Genomic DNA, 16,708 nt, shown 5'->3' on the forward strand with positions numbered 1-16,708 from the left:
AGGCAAGCCACGGTCGGCAAGCTGCTTTAGAGCCACATCCGGCCCTCCCGGGCCAGGCAACAACTTACGGAGCTGCTTTGGCGCGAGTGATCATGGCCCCGTAAGCTTCCGGCGCGTCGGGCAGTCTGTGGACCTGCCCGGTAAAACACGACGTTGGGGCCATGATCTTCGAGGCTCGCGCCAAATTGGCTCCGTAAAGCCGTAGAACCGACCGCCCCCAGCCACGACGTACCCCCGCTCTGGCATCAGGCAGCTGCTTGCTCTGCGCGCGGTACGGGTGCCGGGCGGGCTGGAGCGGGCGGAGACTGGAGCGCAGGCCCGGTCGGGGGCCGCGCCGCGCTCGACGAGTGGGAGCGAGCCGCCTTGATCAGGTAGGGGAAGTTTCGCGTCCTGCGGCTCACATTCGTGAGGCAGAGCAGATCGGAAGTCGCCTCCGGCTCCTGCACCTATTGAGAGGTCGGTTGCGCCGACGGGCTGCAACACCCTGGGGTGTTGCAGCCCGTCGGACCGGCACTCGGCGCGTGCTCCCGGCGTAATTCCTGCGCACATGGCTCCGGAGTGAATGCGCAGATCACCCCTCACAGCCCTCTGACCTGCGGGAGGAGCGTGTCGGTGGGCGTTCGCGACACCGAGTGTGTCGGAGGTGTGTCGGACGCTGCGACCGGACGAGGCGTCCGTGGTGCGGGATCCACACCCCGGCCGGGTGTGCCCGGCCGTGGTGTGGATCCGCCGGGCGCACCCCGGGGAGGACCTGCGTGCTGTGGTCCAAGAGGCACTGGCCACTCACCGAGTCCTCCCGTCCCAGGTATTCGACGACCTCAGCCTGGACCGCATGCGCCGATAGCAGGCATATCCCCTGCCGTCTGGAGTCCGTCCCGGTCCGCTGCTGTCGACTTCTTCGACTGCGGGCTCAACGTCCGCATCGAGGAGGGCGGTTGCGCTGCACAGGCATGGCCGCCAGTCGCGCGTGGCGGGGTCAGGGCGAAGTGCCAGTACCCCTTGTCGGGTTTCACGGCCTCCCAATACTCTATTGCGCGGGGGAATTGGAACATCAGGGCGGCGTGTGCGTCCCGGTGCGCCCCTCCGTCGAGAGTCGCACAGACAGGCGAAGGGCCTACCATGGCAAGCGTATTCATCAGTCATCCCGGTGCAGACGCAGTGGTGGCGACACAGCTGGCCGGTGAGCTTCGGCGCCGAGGCCACGACGTATGGCTGGACTCATGGAAGATTGATATCGGGGACTCGATTGTCGATAGGATCAACGAGGGTCTGTCCACCGCTTCGCACCTAATTCTGTGTTACTCGGGATCGGATGATGCGGCACCCTGGATGAACCGGGAGTGGATGGCCACTTTGGCGCGGCAGCTAAACGGGGCTTCGGTGCGGCTGATTCCAGTCCGGCTCACCGGTGGATATCCGCCAGCGATCTTGGCTGATATCCAATACGCTGACTTGGTTGAGGACTGGCAAGCAGGCGTCAATGCTTTGAACTATGCACTCGGGTAGCGCCAGTGGAAAAACAGCAGGTATACATCGTCGCATCGCAGGGCGAGGCGCCACTGGCCGAGACGCTGGCAATACCGTTGCGGGACGCTGGCTATGAAGTGGTCCACAATGGCACAGTGAAGGTGGGGCAATCGGTCATCGGGGAGGCCACTCAAGCGCTCAAGAGAAATGTCCCCGTTGTGCTCTGTGCAACAAAACAGGCCGTCGGTAGCGCTTGGACGCATCAGATCGTCAATGCGGCACGAGTCAGTGGGACTCCCAGGGTCTTCGTGGTGCAAAGGGAATCAGACGCGTATGTCGATCAACTCGCAGTCAACACAATTGTGGCCCGCTATTGTGATGACTCCGAGCAGGCTATGGCCAACCTATTGGATGCCTTGCGCGCCAGCTTCCCGCCAAAGGCCTCCCCTCCCGAAGCGCTGAATGCCAGATCCATGAAGAACGGAAACCCTCAGTTTCTGGATGGGCCCAGCGGTATTTCTGAGTTCGACTTCGACAGTCTCCGGTCTTTCCGTGGTGAATTGCGATTGGAGGTTGTGGAGCAATATCCGCACAGCCTAACACCTTGGGAATTCCTGGAACGTGCCGGGCTATGGGTGGACGGGGTACTAAGCCTCACTGGTGCCCTCCTATTCGCTAAGCACCCGACTCCAGGGACCGTTGTCTCTATGGTGAAATGCGTCGAGTATTTTGGCGAGTCACGTGCGGCGAGCAGAAGTGGCGTAACGCTGGAAGGCCCAATAGCCTCCCTAATAATCGGCGCCCGAGACTTTGTGGCAGAACGCGTCCAGAGGGGCGAGCGTCCCTCGGCGAACGTCGCACGCGCGGAGGCGTTCTACCGCTACCCCATGATCGCCGTTCGAGAGATCATCGCGAACTCGGTCGTGCATCGCGATTACAGCCGGGACGATTCCTGCGTCCATGTGCGTTTGTTCTCCGACCGTCTTGAGGTAGCCAGTCCTGGTGACTGGCAGGGACGGAAGATTGAATCCTCTGTGCCACACACGCTGGGCGATTTGGAGGGGCAGTCAGTCAAGCGCAACTTTCAACTCGCTCGGCTCCTTTCCTGGACCCGACTAGTCGAGGGGGAGGGCAGCGGAATTCCGACCGCGATCAGTGATTGCGAGTCATTGGGTACGGATCAGCCCACTGTTGTCCAAGAGGGCCACTTTGTTCTTGTAACCCTTCGTAGTGGTCGGCCCGATCCGGAAACCGCTCAGGCAGCAGAACGGCTCTTCATTTCTTATGCGACGCCGGATCGTGCGTGGGCTGAATGGGTGGCCTGGCAACTCATGGACGCCGGCTACGAAGTGGAGCTGGACACCTGGCACTGGGGGGCGGGGGGGAACTTCGTCCTACGGATGAACGAGGCGCTGGAGCAGGGCAGCCGGATGGTTGCGTTGTACTCGGCCGCGTACTTCGAGCCCGGCCGGTTCACCACGGATGAATGGACGGCAGTCTTGGCTGCGAGGGACAAGCTGGTCCCGCTGCGGATTGAGAAGGTGACGGCTCCGCCCATTCTGAAGTCGCTGATCTACAGGGACATGTTCGGTCTGGGGGAGGAGGCGGCACGGGAGGCGTTGTTGGCTGCGGTGCGTGGCCCGGCCGGTGTGTCGGAGTCGAGTCCGGGGTTTCCGGGGCAGCGTGGCACGAGGGGCACGTTGCGGCGGGTGGGGGAGTCGGGGCCACGTGTGCCGGGCAGTGGGTTGCCGCGGGTGTGGAACCTGCCAGGGCGGAATGCCGGTTTTACCGGCCGGGACGAGGCACTGGTGCGCACTCGAGAGCGGTTGGCCGGTACCGGGACGGTGGCGGTACTGGCGTTGAATGGGCGGGGCGGGGTCGGCAAGACCCAACTGGCCATCGAGTACGCCCACCGCTTCAGCAACGAATACGAACTGGCCTGGTGGATCAACGCCGAAGACCCTGCCCTCATTCCCGACCAGCTGGCCGCCCTCGCGGTGGAGACCGGCGCAGCCCAACCCGACACCTCCGTGGACGACGCCTTGCAGGCACTCGCCGACGAACTGCGGGGGCGGTCGCGGTGGCTGCTGGTCTTCGACAACGCCGAAGACCCTGCAGCGTTGGGGCAGTATCGGCCCGACGGACCCGGGCATGTGCTGATCACCTCCCGCAACCCCCGCTGGCACGGCCTCGCCGCCCCCGTCGATGTCGACACCCTGTCCCGCCCGGAAGCCGTCGCCCTGCTGCGCAGCCGCACCCCTCAGTTGAACGATACGGACGCCGACCGGATCGCGGAAGCGCTGGAGGATTTGCCGCTGGCTCTTGTGCAGGCTGCTCAGGCCCTGACCGCGTTCACCCCCGACCAGTATCTGGACCAGCTCGCTGATAATGCCGCGGAGGCCACCGACAACGGCGCCCCGTTGGGCTACCCGCACTCCCTGGCTGGCCAGATCCGCCTCAGCACCCAACGCCTGAACGGCCAGGACCCCGAAGCCGTCGCCCTGCTCAATGCCTGCGCCCTCCTGGCCCCCGACCCCTTCCCCCTCCACGCCTGCAAACTGCCCGGCGACCCGGACGACGGCGCGGTGGCCCGTATCCTGGCTAGCCCCCGCACCATGCAACGGACACTGGCCGCGCTGGACCGGCATGGCCTGGCCCGCGTTAGCGGCGGCACCGTCCAACTGCACCGCCTCACCCAAGCCGTCCTCCGCGACCAGCTCACCCCCGACCAGCACACCCAAGCCGCCGAGGACGCGAGCCGGCTCCTGGCCGCCGCATTGCCCGGCGACCCCTCCGATCCCGGCACTTGGCCGCTCTGGCACGCCCTGTTGCCCCACCTGCTGGCCATTTCCGCCACCGACCTCACCACCACCGACGCGCGCTACGCCGCCGGCGAAGCATGCCGGTACCTGATGGAGCGCGGTCAGGCTCACGTCGCCCTGGAACGCATCCAGCACCTCCACCAGACATGGATCCGTACCCTTGGCCCCGACCTCGACGACACCTTGCGAGCCGCTACCTCCCTGGCTCGCGCCTACGACGACACCGGCGACCATGCCGCCGCCCGCACCCTGGACGAGGACAGCCTCATCCGGCGCCGTCGTATTCTGGGTGAGGACCACCCCGACACCTTGCGCACTGCGAACAACCTGGCCATCCGGCTGGCAGCGCTCGGCGAGGTCGAGCAGGCTCGCGCCCTCGCCGAGGACACCCTGGCGCGGCAACGTCGTGTCCTGGGTGAGGACCACCCCGATACTCTGACCACTGCGAACAACCTGGCGGTGCGGCTTGAAGCGCTCGGCGAGGTCGAGGAGGCCCGCGCGCTGGGTGAGGACACGCTGGCCCGGCAGCGGCGGGTGTTGGGCGAGGACCACCCCAACACCCTGCGCACCGCAAACAACCTGGCCATCCAGCTGGCGGATGTGGGGCAGGTCGAGGAGGCTCGCGCGCTGGGTGAGGACACGTTGGCCCGGCGCCGGCGGGTGCTGGGCGAGGACCACCCCGAGACCCTGACCACGGCCTCCAACCTGGCCATCCGGTTGGCGGATGTGGGGCAGGTCGAGGAGGCTCGCGCGCTGGGTGAGGACACGTTGGCCCGGCGCCGGCGGGTGCTGGGCGAGGACCACCCCGACACCCTGATCACCGCCGAGCTTCTGGGGTTGTTGAATGACTCCGGAGAGGATTCCGACACCAGTGAGTGAATATCGGCGAGCCCCGCGTTAGGAGTTCGATCCACCGCGGCCTCAGCAGTGAGGACTTTGCGGAGCCATCGGCCATGAGAGGTAGCTCAAAGCTGCCTATGGCCGCTGCTGTTGATGTCAGCCGCGGCGTCAGATGTCGAACAGATCCGGATGTGAGCAGGGCTCCAGTGGAGCATCGGCCGGTCAGCGCTTCCACCAGACGTGCTGGTTCGAGCAGCACCAGACCATGCAGCGGGTGCGCCGTGCGCCATCGTTGATGTCAGGTCTGGATGTCAGCTTCGCCCCTGCTCGTCGTCCGTCACAGCGTCTGCAGTGTGCTGCTGCATGGCAGCTCGGTGAACGCTGCTTAAGATCCAGACGCCCGCGACGGCCCCAGCTGGGATGGCGATGAGGGACTGCCAGGGTTGAGGTATGAGGCTCCCAACGATGCCGCTCACGATCACGAGCGCCACCAACCTCACGGTCAGCGTTGGGCGCCGGATGGCGTGACGAAGAACGCCTGTCCAGGTGATCGACTTCATAGGAGCGTCGTCCGTCTTCATGGTGCAAAAAGTTACTGCCATGAAAGGGATTGGACGAGGCCTCGCGCACTGCGCTCCGACAATTGCAGAGCAGCTCGGTCAACGCGTACGTCGCCAGTCGCCACCCGTAGACTGCGGCCGCTGCTGGTTCAGGGCAGTGCCACACCAAGACCTCCGCGCCGACCACAGCCCCTCCAGGACTGGTGAGGGCGGTCGCGTTTATGGAACCTCCAGCGCTGGAAAGCACACTAGACGCAGGCTACTTGGCGAGAGTGATAGGAGACACTCGGCTGGGGAGCTGCGGACCGCCAGGGCCTCATGGCGCGCCGAGCTGGGTGAACGGCTGGTTGTGGGCTTCGCAGGCTCAGCTGCATTCACCAGCTGGGCAGGTAGTTGAACCGCAGCAGCTCGCTGCGGAAGTAGATGTGGTGTCCCCCAGCGGCATCCCAGTTAGCCTTGTATGGTGGCAAGTTGAGGGGAATCGGATGGAGCGGATCTTCGTTAGCTATCGTCGCGAGGATGGTGCGGCAGAGGCCTGGTTGCTGCAGGAAAAGTTGAGTGATCATCTGGGTGGTGCGGCCGTTTTCTTGGACACATCCTCTGTATCGCCAGGAACCATTTGGCCTGACCGACTACGCCAGGCGCTGGACAACGCATCTGCCGTACTTGTGGTAATCGGCCCGAATTGGATAACGGCGTCTGACGAGTGGTCGCGGCGGAGAATTGACCTGCAAGACGACTGGGTTCGCTTGGAAGTAGAGAAGTCATTAGATTCAGATAAGGCCGTCCTGCCGATTTTGGTTCGGGGTGCTATAATGCCTCCCGCCGAATCACTCCCGAAATCAATTTCAGCACTTGCGTTGCGGCAGGCCATTGAATTGCGCAGCGCCAATGATGTTGATCTGATTGTGAAGCATCTGATCAGACTGCTGGGAGTTTCGAAGTCGGATCGGAGCACGAGATTGTTTCCGCGCCCCGCCCCGGAGTTGCCCGACCTCTTGAGTGAGGAGAAGATCGAGGTAGCGCTGAGGGGAACTCTGCGTCAATGGCGCATACAGCAGCGTAAGCTCGACGAAACCTCACCGGGGACCAAGGGTGCGACACCGGAAGCGGTTGGGCTGTACCGCGAGTATCGATTTCGGACTTTCCGAGACGCAGTTTCATTCATGCATGTGACTGCCCCGGGTTGCGACATCGCGATTCACCATCCGGTTTGGGAAAACATCTGGCGCACCGTTCGGATCTACCTCACCACTTGGGATATCGGTCACCGCATTTCGGACCGAGATGTGCAGCTGGCTAAGTATTTCGAGCGAGCATACGAGGATTTCCCTGAAGCGGATCGCGTCGACTGACTCGAGGCGCGTACGAGGCACTGCGATGCCGCTTCGATGCCAGTCGCACCCTCAGCTTGGGAAGTTTGGGTGCTTAACACGCGTCTGGCACGGGCTTTCCGACGGTTCCTGAGGCTTGTCGGGCTGGGCATGTCGGTGGCGGCCGTGGTGGTTGTCGTGCGCCGTTGCTGTGCGTCATGTCCTTCGTTGTGAGGTTGTGCGGGCGGGCGCGTGAAGCAGCGAGGGTGATGAGGCGTGGTGGGTCAGTCGCTGGTGGGTACGGCTTGCAGGAGGTTGGGGACGCCGCAGGCGCTGGCGAGGAGGTCGGCGTAGGCGGTAAGGATGCGGCGGGTGTCGGTGAGGGCTGCGCGGAGTTCGTCGGACTGGGGCCAGAGTTGCTCGTGGTCGCGGCGTGAGCGGTCGGCGGGGCGCTGGTTCTCCCAGTCCTCCAGTGCCGGGTGCCAGCGGGCGAGCAGGGGGCGGATGCCGAAGTTGAGCATGGCGACGGCGAGGTAGCCGAAGTTGTACTGTCCGTTGCGTTTGGGCTCGGCCACTTCGGGGCCGTGTCGGCGCAGGACGTCGCGGGTCGTGGCGAAGAGGGAGTACAGGCTGCTGAGTGCTTCCCGCAGGAGGCCCTCGTCGGTGCGCAGGGGGACCACGGAGACCCGGGTGACCAGTTCTACGTAGACTTCCCAGGCTGCGCGGCGTTCGGCGTCGTTGGGTTCCCAGGTGCCGGAGATCTCCAGCACGTGCAGGTTCAGTTTCACATCCACGCTCTTGGGTGCGCGCACCATGACCGTTCTCCTCGGCTGCTGACGGTGTGTCTTGTCCTCGGTTTCCTTGACTCACGTTACTGGGGTAGATCACATGGCGGCGTGTGGCAGGACACGGGGTGCTGCGGCGGCGTGGTCGATGCCGGGTTGTTGAGTCCGAAGGATCTGTGGATCGTCCAGTGGGATGCCGCGCTGTGGTCTATGTCTGGTCTGTGCTTGTGGGATCGCCCGGGTCGGCTGACTCCTCATGTGGCGCAGGTTCGTCCTGGGGTTGTACGGCGTTCATGATCGATGCTGCTGCCTCGTCCGGCAGCAGTTCGTCGAGGAGATAGCGGAAGGCGTCGTCGCCGAGGAGAGCCCTCTGCCGGCCGAGCCAGTAAAGGCTCCTGACGGGCGGCCTTCCGATATCTAGTTCAAGCGCCAGCGCCTGCAGCATGTACGGCACGCCGTCGGCGGGGCGTTGCTGCTTGGTACGGAGCACGCCCAACTGACCGTAGCTGGAGGCGATGCCGGCGCGGTCGCCGAGCTCCTCCTCGATGGTGAGGGAGGCGCGGTAGCGTTCCTCGGCCTGCTGGTAGTCCCCCCGCAGCTCCGCGATGATGCCGAGCTGATGGTGGCTGCGGGCGATGCCGGCGCGGTCGCCGAGCTCCTCCTTGATGGTGAGGGCGGCGCGGTAGCGTTCCTCGGCCTGCCGGTAGTCCCCCCGCAGCTCCGCGATCATCCCGAGCTGGTGGTAGCTGGCGGCGATGCCGGCGCGGTCGCCGAGCTCCTCCTTGATGGTGAGGGCGGCGCGGTAGTGGTCCTCGGCCTGCCGGTAGTCCCCCCGCAGCTCCGCGATCATGCCGAGCTGGTGGTGGCTGCGGGCGATGCCGGCGCGGTCGCCGAGCTCCTCCTTGATGGTGAGGGCGGCGCGGTAGTGGTCCTCGGCCTGCTGGTAGTCCCCCCGCGCCTGCGCGATCCTGCCGAGCTGGTGGATGTGGGCGGCGGCAGGGCGGGAGCGGGCCGGGAGCCAGGTGAGGGTCTCTTCCGCCAGGTGTTGTTCCCAGTCCCAGGCGCCCCAGGTGTGCAGCTGTGCGCACACGTGCCGTGTGACGGTGTCGGCTTGGTTGAGATCGCCTGCCTGGTGGTGGTGATGGCGTGCCTCGATGAGCTGGGTGATGTCGTCGGTGGGTGGCTGGGGCCAGACGTTGACGCGCCACTGCCAGTAGGCGGCGGCCCGCTGGTGAGCGGCTTTGAGGGTGTCGGGGCGGGCGCGTTTTCGGAGGGCGTCGGCGGTCCAGTGGTGCACTGTCAGGCCGCTGGGTGGGCTGCCCGGCTCGGCCTGGGGCGCGGGGGCCGGTGAGATCAGCCCGAGGTCCAGTAGCCGCCTCAACGCCTTCTCGGCCTGGGCGTCCAGGACGACCGGTGGCCGGCGTAGCTCCTGCCAGATGGTTTCGTATTCGGTGATTGTGCCGGGCGGCAGGCCATCGCCGTCCTTCGAGCCTGCTGCGGCCGCGCGGGCCTCATCGATCCGGGTGTTCACCGTTTGGAGGCGCTGGTGGAGGGCGGGGGCGGGTTCGGGGGGTGCGGTGAGATCCGACAGCTGCCAGGCGGTTCCGGTGGAGTCGACCGGGGTGCGGTAGACGGCCATCCCTTCCAGCAGCCCTCGCGCCCCTGGCACGCCGTTGAGCTGGTCGAGCAGGGTGTCGAGGAGGATGTCGTCGACCGCGAGGGTGACGGTCTCGGCCAGTGCCGTGTCCAGATCACCCTGGACCTCTGCCATCCAGCGCTCCGGATCGGGAACGCCGCGGGCCTCCAGAGCGGCCTCCAGACGGTCGGCGATGTCGGGGAAACGCGCCTGGCCGCCGCGCAGCAGGGCGTCGAGGTATTCCAGCGCCCGCGGGTGGCCTCCGACATCGGCGTACGCACGCCGCTGGTCGGCTGGGGTGAGGGCGTCCAGGCCGGGCAGGCGCCAGATGAGTTTGCGGGTCTCCGCCAGTGACAGCGGCCCCAGATGGTGAGCGGTGAGCCGCTTGTGCGTGCGTCGGGGGAGGTGGAAGGGGTAGCGGCTGGTGACCAGCAGCCGGGTACGCGGGCCTGCCGCCGCCCACGCGGCCAGCAGATCCGCAAGCTCCGCATCGGCCGGCTGCCATCCCTCGCCGGACGGCGCGGGGGTGAGGAGGTCTTCGGCGTTGTCCACGATCATCAGGGCCGGGAGCCTTGGCAGCACGATCTGGCGGACTAGCTCCCACCGGTCCCGCCACGGTGTGCGGGCGTCCGTCAGGGCCACGGCGACCTGCCGCAAAGGGTCCGTCTCCGCCAGCCCCCTGGTCAGGCAGTGGGTGGTCAGGCACTGCCGCAGGGTTTCCAGGACGGCGTCGACGGTGTGGGTCGTAGCAGCGGAGACCGGTACGACCAGCCGGTGCTTTGTGCCGTAGTGGTGCAGCAGCTCGGCGGCCAGCGTGGACTTGCCGACCCCGCCGATCCCGTGCACCAGCACCCCGGCCCGCTGCGGGTCCCGCAGGGCGGATAGCAGTCGGCGCAGCTCGGCGCGGCGGCCGACGAAGTCGCCGACCTTACGCACCACCATGCCCTCATCCAGCACGGTCTCCGGCACGACCGGCACCTGCTCGTCGCCGTAGGCGCGGTCGAACAGGGGTAGTGGGGGGCCTGCCAGGAACAGTGTCGGAGTGGCCCACTCCGGCCACCCGATGCGCGGATCCCGGTCTGGCAGCTGGCGGCGCCGCTTTTCCAGGGTGCGGCGGGCCTTCGAGAGCGCGGTCAGCGGGTTGGGATGCTCTGCCCGCGCCAGCGTCTGGTACATGTCTGCGGCCAGTTCGGTGGCGTAGTGGTCGGTGACGGCTTCGGTCATCGCCAGCACCGCCGGCACCCCGCGCTCCAGCAACGCGCGCGCCAGACCCGCCCGGATCCTCCCCTCCGCATCACCATCAACGGCGGGGCCCGTGCTGCCCGCGTCCGGGTTCCCTGCTTCCTCGCCCGGGGGCTGCTCTGGCGATGCCTTCGCATCGTGGGGCAGGGGGGTTTGGGCGGTGGAGCAGCCGGCCAGCACCACCAGCGGAACACCCCGATCGGCGGGCAGAGCCTCCATGAATCGTTGCGCGTCGACCTCGTCGGCGTGCCCCTGCCCGTCTTCGAGCAGCAGCACCCCAGGGGCGGCGTGGCAGGACAGGTGCAGGATGTGGAAACGCTCCTGCTCCAGGGCCGCACGGATCTCGGCCAGGCTGCCCCAGTTCAGCACCCGCACATACGCGCCCTGCCCGGAGCGCGCCGGGTCGACCGCGTCCAGGATCCGGCTCAGCTCCCGCTCGTAGTCGAGGAGTTCGCCTCCGCCGGATTCGGGGCTGGCCACCACCGCCAGGATCCGCAACGGCCCCGGCACCCGCACCGCCACCGGCGGGCTGTCCCGCCGCACGGTGCGGTACAGCTCCACCTGCTCCGACAACACCAGCGGACCCGCCGTCCCAGGAACGGTCAGGGTCTCCCACGGCAGATCCACCCATGTCGGATCATCCACCGCCAGCCCGATCCGCAACGACGCATTCCGCGCCCGGGCCAGCTCTTCCTGCCGGGCCAGTTCACTCGCCGCCCCACCGTGAACGAACCGCTTTCCCAGCACCTCCCCCACAGCGACCAGTGCCCCCGCCGGCCCTGCGGGAGCGGCTGCCTCCTCCAGCAGCGGCAGCTGCCGCAGGGTCATCCCGCCCGTCGCCCGCGCGCGGGCCCGTTGCAGCCCCCACAGCTTCTGCTCAAGATCACGGTCCACTCCCTGCGGAGCACAGGACACCTCACGGTCCGCGGTGGAGAACACCACCGATTCCGCGTCGATCCGCAACTCCGCGTGCGTGGGCCCGTCCGGCTGGTAGGCCGTGGCCGGCAGCTTCAGCGGCCCGCCCCGTTCCGGACGCTGCCCCGACGGCAGCCCCCGCACCGCCCGCTCCACCTGCCCCACCAGCCCCACATACTGTTGCGGGGATGCCGCATGACGGAAGTCGACGTACAGCCGTGATGCGATGAACGGCGGCAGTTCCACCTCGCCCAGCAGGACCGGGATCAGGTACTGTCCTCGCGCCACCGCGGCCGTCACGGCGGCCGCGAACTCCTCACCGTACCACCCGGACGCCACCCAGTGCCGACTGACGACGGCCACCACAGCACCGGGCTTTCGCCAGCCCGTCCTGCAACCGTGACGCCACCAGCTCGCCCCCGGCCACCTCCCACTGATCCAGCCACACATCAAGGCCCAGCAGGTGCAGGTTCTCCGCCAAAGTCGTCGCCCACGACTTGTCCTCATGCGCGTAGGACACGAACGCGTCGTACCGCCCGGCACCCGTCACACCGCACCCCCGAACTGGGCACTCCCGCCGAAAGTGAGCGCCCCGGCAACTGGTCTTCACGCCGGCCACACGCTAGGGCACCCCACGGGACCCCACGCCAGCAATGGCCGGATTGCCTCATACCCATCGACGCCCGGCGATAAGACCCGCGGGCCCTGTACATCTGTTGCCCGAACTGGATGCACCAGCCAGCCAGGCGGTCTCACACGAGGTCGGTGCAGCGGCTTTGGGGTGGCGCTGCTTTGGCGCGAGTGATCATGGCCCCGTAAGCTTCCGGCGCGTCGGGCAGGTGGTGGACCTGCCCGGTAAAGCACGACGTTGGGGCCATGATCTTCGAGGCTCGCGCCAAAGTGGCTCCGTAAAGCCGCGGAACCGACCGCCCCAGCCGCGACGTACCCCTTCCCTGGCATCAGGCGGCGGATTGCTGTGCGCGCGGCACGGGCGCCGGCCGGGCTGGAGCGGGGCGGAGACAGGAGCGCAGGCCCGGCCGGGGGTCGGGCCGCGCGCGGTGAGCGGAGCGAGCCGCACTTGATCAGGTAGGGGAAGTTTCGCGTCCTGCAGTTCACACTTCGTGAGGCAGAGTAGATCGGAAGTCGCCTTCGGCTCCTTGCCTATTGAGAGGTCGGCTCCGCCGACGGGCTGCAACACCCCGGGGTGTTGCAGCCCGTCGGACCGGCACTCGGCGCGTGCTCCCGGCGCAATTCCTGCGCACATGGCTCCGGAGGGCACGCTGTGTCGAGTCGCCATGAGTGGCCTGACCTGCAACTTCTTGAATCAGAACCCGTAAGGCCGACGATCTCACTCGCCGCTCACTCGCATCGGCTCACATTCGACACCATCACCGCTTCCCCCTTGACTGAGCTCGCTGGGCAGAGCTCCGGGGGCGGTGTGGGCGGTCGGCCCACTTCCACCAGATTCGCTGGTTGTAGCCCGTCGGGATATCAGCGGAGCACCGGTGATGACTGTCGGTGCTGTCTGCCAGGATCCAGGGCCATGATGAGCACATCTGCCTGGGAACGACTGACCGACCCGGGCGTGACCGCCCCGCTTGCTGACCGGCGGCCCCGCGGATCCCGCGCCGTGCGCTGTGCGGACTGCCGCCGGGCGCTCCTCGACGAGCAGCGCCTGCCCCGCGGCCGGCAGGCCCGCTGCCCCGACTGCCAAAAGGCGTTCGACGCCGGACCGGCCGCCGGATCCTCGGGAAGCGCCCGCGACCGCCGCCTGCGCCGCGCCTTCAACCTGACCGAAGAACAACTCGCTCTCTTGATCGCCGCGCAAGGCGGTACATGCGCACTGTGCCGCAACCGGCCGCCCACCGCAGTGGACCACGACCACGCCACCGGAGCCGTCCGCGGGGTCCTGTGCCCCGGATGCAAGCGCGTACCTGACCCGCGTTCACGTCGCGGGCGGTGGTAACCCGTGGTCGGCTTGCTGCTGATCTGCGCCCGCGCAGTCGCCTCCGGTGCCCGGACCGTCACCGAGATCACCGAGTGGGGACTGCGGGCCAGCACCGTGGTGCTGGAAGAATTCGGGATCCGCCGCCACCTGCCCGGACGTCGAGCAGCTGATGCATCCGACGGCTTCTCACCCAGCCCCGGCGCGTAAGAGCCTGCGCACCCGTGCTGCCTGTCGACCGAGCGTATCCAGAAGTCTTGTGCATGACGGGGGACGTGGCCGCCGGGGGCGATGGGCGTTGTGGTCCACCGGGTCCACTTGGCCCAGTCGTCACCGGACGCGGCGTCGCCGTGATGTCCGGCGGCGACCTCGACCGGTTATGCGGCGAGTGTCGCCAGCGTCTGCTCGGGTGCGGTGAGGATCGAGAAGTGGCCTTGGCCGGGATGGATGTGGAGGCGTGCGCCCGGTATCGCCGCGGCGAAGCGGCGGGCGTGCTGGAGCGGGACGGTGGTGTCGGCGTCCCCGTGGTGGATCGACGTGGGTACCCTGATCGACTCGAGGTCGAAACCCCAGGGTTGGGTCAGCACGCGCAGATCCTGCCCGACTCCCCAGCTGCCGCGGTGGAACGCTCGCAGGTAGTTGGTCAGGAAGGCCGCGCGCGCGTCCGACTGGGCGAGGGCATGCCGGTCGCCTGCGGGCATCTCGCTGGTCGCCAGGCGAAGGAACAGCCCTGGTTCGCGGCGCGCCAGCGTGGCCAGGCGGCCGAGAAACCAGCCACCGAAGGCCGGAGCGTGCCGGGCGATCTGCAAGGCCGCGCGCTGCCCGGCTGCCATCCCGCGGGTGGGCCAGGCAGGCGGGCCAAGGGGCGCGATGAGCACCAGGCTGCGGACGCGGTCAGGCAACTCGGACGCGCAGGCGGCGCGAACGCGCCGCCGCCGGAGACGCCGAGCAGCGCCACCGAGTCGACGTCCAACGCGTCCAGGATCAGGGTGGCTTCCGCAGTCCAGTCCACGACCCGCGGCAGGCGACGGGCGTCGGTGCCGCCGATGCCGGGGCGATCCGGGGCGATGAGGCGCAGTCCGAGCGCGTGGGCCGCGTCCGCGAAGCCGTACGCGGCCAGCCGGGAGTCGGCCAACCCGTGGCAGAACAGCACCGCAGGCGCGCCCGACTCCCCCACCACCTCGACCGCGATCACCCCGCCATCGGCTCGACGCAGCTCCATACTCGTATCGTCTCCCGTGTCCTTGATCTGAGAGCTGCCTGAGCGGCTTTTCCAGAGGTTCTGCCGGTAGCCGGCTGGGAGCCAGGGGCCGGTCCGGGGGCTGCGGCGGTCACGAGCCGGCCCGGTGATGCTCTTCGACAACGCCTGGACCAGCCCCTGGCTCCCCGACAGTCACTCGCAGGACTACTGGAATCGCGCTTAGCTGTCGCTGGCTGGTCCGGTGGCCTGGGCTTGCTCGGCGGCGAGTAGCCGTTCGAGGTTGCTCCGCGCGCTGTCGAGCGTGGCGAGCATCCGCGCACGGGTTTGCTCGAAATGGGGTTCCACCTCGACGCCGAGGTCATGTCGCAGCGTGACCCGCAGCAGGTGCACGCCATCCGAGAGCGGGCCGCTGAACCATATCTTCGCCCGCTCATACGTCCCGTCGGGAGTGCTCGGCAACTGCTTGACGACTGAGTAACCGACTCCGAGCGCCCTGTTGAGCTTGGAGGCTACCTGCAGGACATCCTTCGCCAGTGCCATCTGCGCCTGGGAGTACTGGTCGCCCCAGGCATCCTTTGCGGCGTCGAGGACTGCCCGGTCGACGCTTTCACCGCGTTCGGCTGCTCGGACGGCGTCTTGGGCGGCGATCCGGTAAGCGCGAGCTGTGGTGTTCAGATGGGCATAGAGATCACGCTTGGCTTGCAGCGCTTGCTCGTTGAGCTCCTGTTCCCGATCACGATCCGCGCGCTGGTTCTGCTCTGCCGCTTCGGCCCGGCTGGCGCGCTGGCTGAGCACTGCCCCTCCCAGAGTCCCGCCCAGCGTTCCTCCGACGCTGATGAGCGCAACGGCAAGCGTGGTCACATCCACGAGATCCCCCACTCGTCCATTTAGCTGTCCGTGGGCGGCGCCTGAAGACGGCATGACAGGCCCCTACGCCATGGTCATGATCCTCACACACGGCGTATGGTCCAAGACCGGGACGACGAGAATGAGGTGCAGCTCTGCTCGACTCTTTGCTGGCCCAAAGGCGGACCGGGCCACCCCCTCTGCCCGGCTTGCCGCGGCCGCGTCCGCGCATCCCTCTCTCGCGCACATGTTCGACCCCCGGCGCTCTGTTGATTAGGCGCGATCACGAGTCCCAACGGGCGATGACGGCTTCCGCGACGCTGAAGTCCACATCACACTCGGCGCACTGTGCTTTGCCGAAGACGTAGGTCAACCTTTGTGCGACGTCGGATTGGCCATCGGCGAGGGCACGGGCGTGGAGCCTTCGAGCCAATCCTTCCAGGGCTGAGGGAGCCTGTGGTTGCAGAGGCATCTTCCTCGCAGCAGTCGGCTTCATGTACATGCTGTCTGTGGTCGAAAAGTAGCCGTGCTCGCCGAAGACTATGAAGTTCTCCGTACTGCACGCGGGGCAAGGCACCTCGTACTCTTCGTCGTTCAGTCCGTCGAGTTGTTCGCCCCAGACTTCTACGCCCTCGAAGCTGAGGAGCGTGCCCAGCAAGTAGACGTAAGTGGTGGGGTCGTCGGTGAGTCCGGGGTCGTGGAGGGCTTCCTCGGTCAGTTGCCCCAGGTCGGCTACCTCCGAGGGGTAGGTCACGTGGGGATCTTGATCGCCGTATGGCTGATCCGTGCTGGCCACGATGGAGCCGGCCAGGCAGAGCGGCATCTGTCGGTCTGCAGGCGACCACTGGCGCGCCAAGTCTCGGAGGGCAGGCAAGGCCGCGTAGCTTGCCGAGTAGACGGTGCCCTGATGGCACAGCCGAGACCAGAGTTCGTTCCAGCCTGGGTCCTGTGGGGCCGGGCTCACTGCGTCGAGCAGGCCGGGAATGTCTTCTGCCGTGCCGTAAGCGTGTTGGAGCTGGGACCAGTCCGTCATACCGGTGATCTAAGCAGTCGGGTGCTGCGGACATCATGGCTGGCCGGATGCGGCGGGGGTTCTGCGGGGCGCGACGACCGCGGGCTTGAGAACGGGCCGAGCT

Annotated in this window: 10 protein-coding genes and 2 pseudogenes; 5 read left to right on the forward strand and 7 right to left on the reverse strand. The window is 67.1% G+C overall.

Annotation, left to right across the window (positions count from 1 at the left end; genetic code table 11):
* Nucleotides 1-1,119: 1,119 nt before the first annotated feature.
* From ACWDA7_RS41180 to ACWDA7_RS41190, 3 genes are all read left to right on the forward strand, one after another.
* Entirely contained in the window at nt 1,120-1,506 is a 387-nt protein-coding gene (locus ACWDA7_RS41180; protein ID WP_450611740.1) for a toll/interleukin-1 receptor domain-containing protein, read from the forward strand.
* A gap of 5 nt (nt 1,507-1,511) precedes the next feature.
* A complete protein-coding gene (gene fxsT, locus ACWDA7_RS41185) occupies nt 1,512-5,168 on the forward strand; it encodes an FxSxx-COOH system tetratricopeptide repeat protein (protein WP_450611742.1) in 3,657 nt (1,218 codons plus the stop codon).
* 1,006 nt (nt 5,169-6,174) lie between these two features.
* Complete coding sequence (locus ACWDA7_RS41190; protein WP_450611744.1) at nt 6,175-7,044, forward strand: 4a-hydroxytetrahydrobiopterin dehydratase; 870 nt, start codon at nt 6,175-6,177, stop codon at nt 7,042-7,044.
* Nucleotides 7,045-7,286: 242 nt separating this feature from the next.
* Here the strand turns inward: ACWDA7_RS41190 and ACWDA7_RS41195 are convergent, their stop codons facing one another.
* From ACWDA7_RS41195 to ACWDA7_RS41205, 3 genes and pseudogenes are all read right to left on the reverse strand, one after another.
* Entirely contained in the window at nt 7,287-7,817 is a 531-nt protein-coding gene (locus ACWDA7_RS41195) for a hypothetical protein (protein WP_450611746.1), read from the reverse strand.
* Between the two features lie 178 nt (nt 7,818-7,995).
* A complete protein-coding gene (locus tag ACWDA7_RS41200) occupies nt 7,996-11,493 on the reverse strand; it encodes a tetratricopeptide repeat protein (RefSeq protein ID WP_450611758.1) in 3,498 nt (1,165 codons plus the stop codon).
* Between the two features lie 339 nt (nt 11,494-11,832).
* Nucleotides 11,833-12,199, reverse strand: a pseudogene (locus tag ACWDA7_RS41205) (toll/interleukin-1 receptor domain-containing protein); the annotation flags it as partial.
* A gap of 924 nt (nt 12,200-13,123) precedes the next feature.
* Here ACWDA7_RS41205 and ACWDA7_RS41210 point away from each other — a divergent pair.
* Nucleotides 13,124-13,546: an endonuclease domain-containing protein gene (locus ACWDA7_RS41210; protein ID WP_450611748.1), complete on the forward strand. Its 423-nt coding sequence runs from the start codon at nt 13,124-13,126 to the stop codon at nt 13,544-13,546.
* A 3-nt stretch (nt 13,547-13,549) separates the two neighbouring features.
* Nucleotides 13,550-13,735, forward strand: a complete 186-nt coding sequence (locus ACWDA7_RS41215; protein ID WP_450611750.1) for a hypothetical protein — start codon at nt 13,550-13,552, stop codon at nt 13,733-13,735.
* Between the two features lie 167 nt (nt 13,736-13,902).
* Here the strand turns inward: ACWDA7_RS41215 and ACWDA7_RS41220 are convergent, their stop codons facing one another.
* From ACWDA7_RS41220 to ACWDA7_RS41235, 4 genes and pseudogenes are all read right to left on the reverse strand, one after another.
* Nucleotides 13,903-14,427: an alpha/beta fold hydrolase gene (locus ACWDA7_RS41220; protein ID WP_450611752.1), complete on the reverse strand. Its 525-nt coding sequence runs from the start codon at nt 14,425-14,427 to the stop codon at nt 13,903-13,905.
* Between the two features lie 29 nt (nt 14,428-14,456).
* Nucleotides 14,457-14,747, reverse strand: a pseudogene (locus ACWDA7_RS41225) (alpha/beta fold hydrolase); the annotation flags it as partial.
* A 198-nt stretch (nt 14,748-14,945) separates the two neighbouring features.
* Nucleotides 14,946-15,593: a hypothetical protein gene (locus ACWDA7_RS41230; protein WP_450611754.1), complete on the reverse strand. Its 648-nt coding sequence runs from the start codon at nt 15,591-15,593 to the stop codon at nt 14,946-14,948.
* Between the two features lie 262 nt (nt 15,594-15,855).
* On the reverse strand, nt 15,856-16,326 hold the full coding sequence (locus tag ACWDA7_RS41235; protein ID WP_450611756.1) for a hypothetical protein: 471 nt from the start codon (nt 16,324-16,326) through the stop codon (nt 15,856-15,858).
* Between the last annotated feature and the right edge of the window lie 382 nt (nt 16,327-16,708).

It is taken from the genome of Streptomyces sp. NPDC001156 (genome assembly GCF_053598275.1).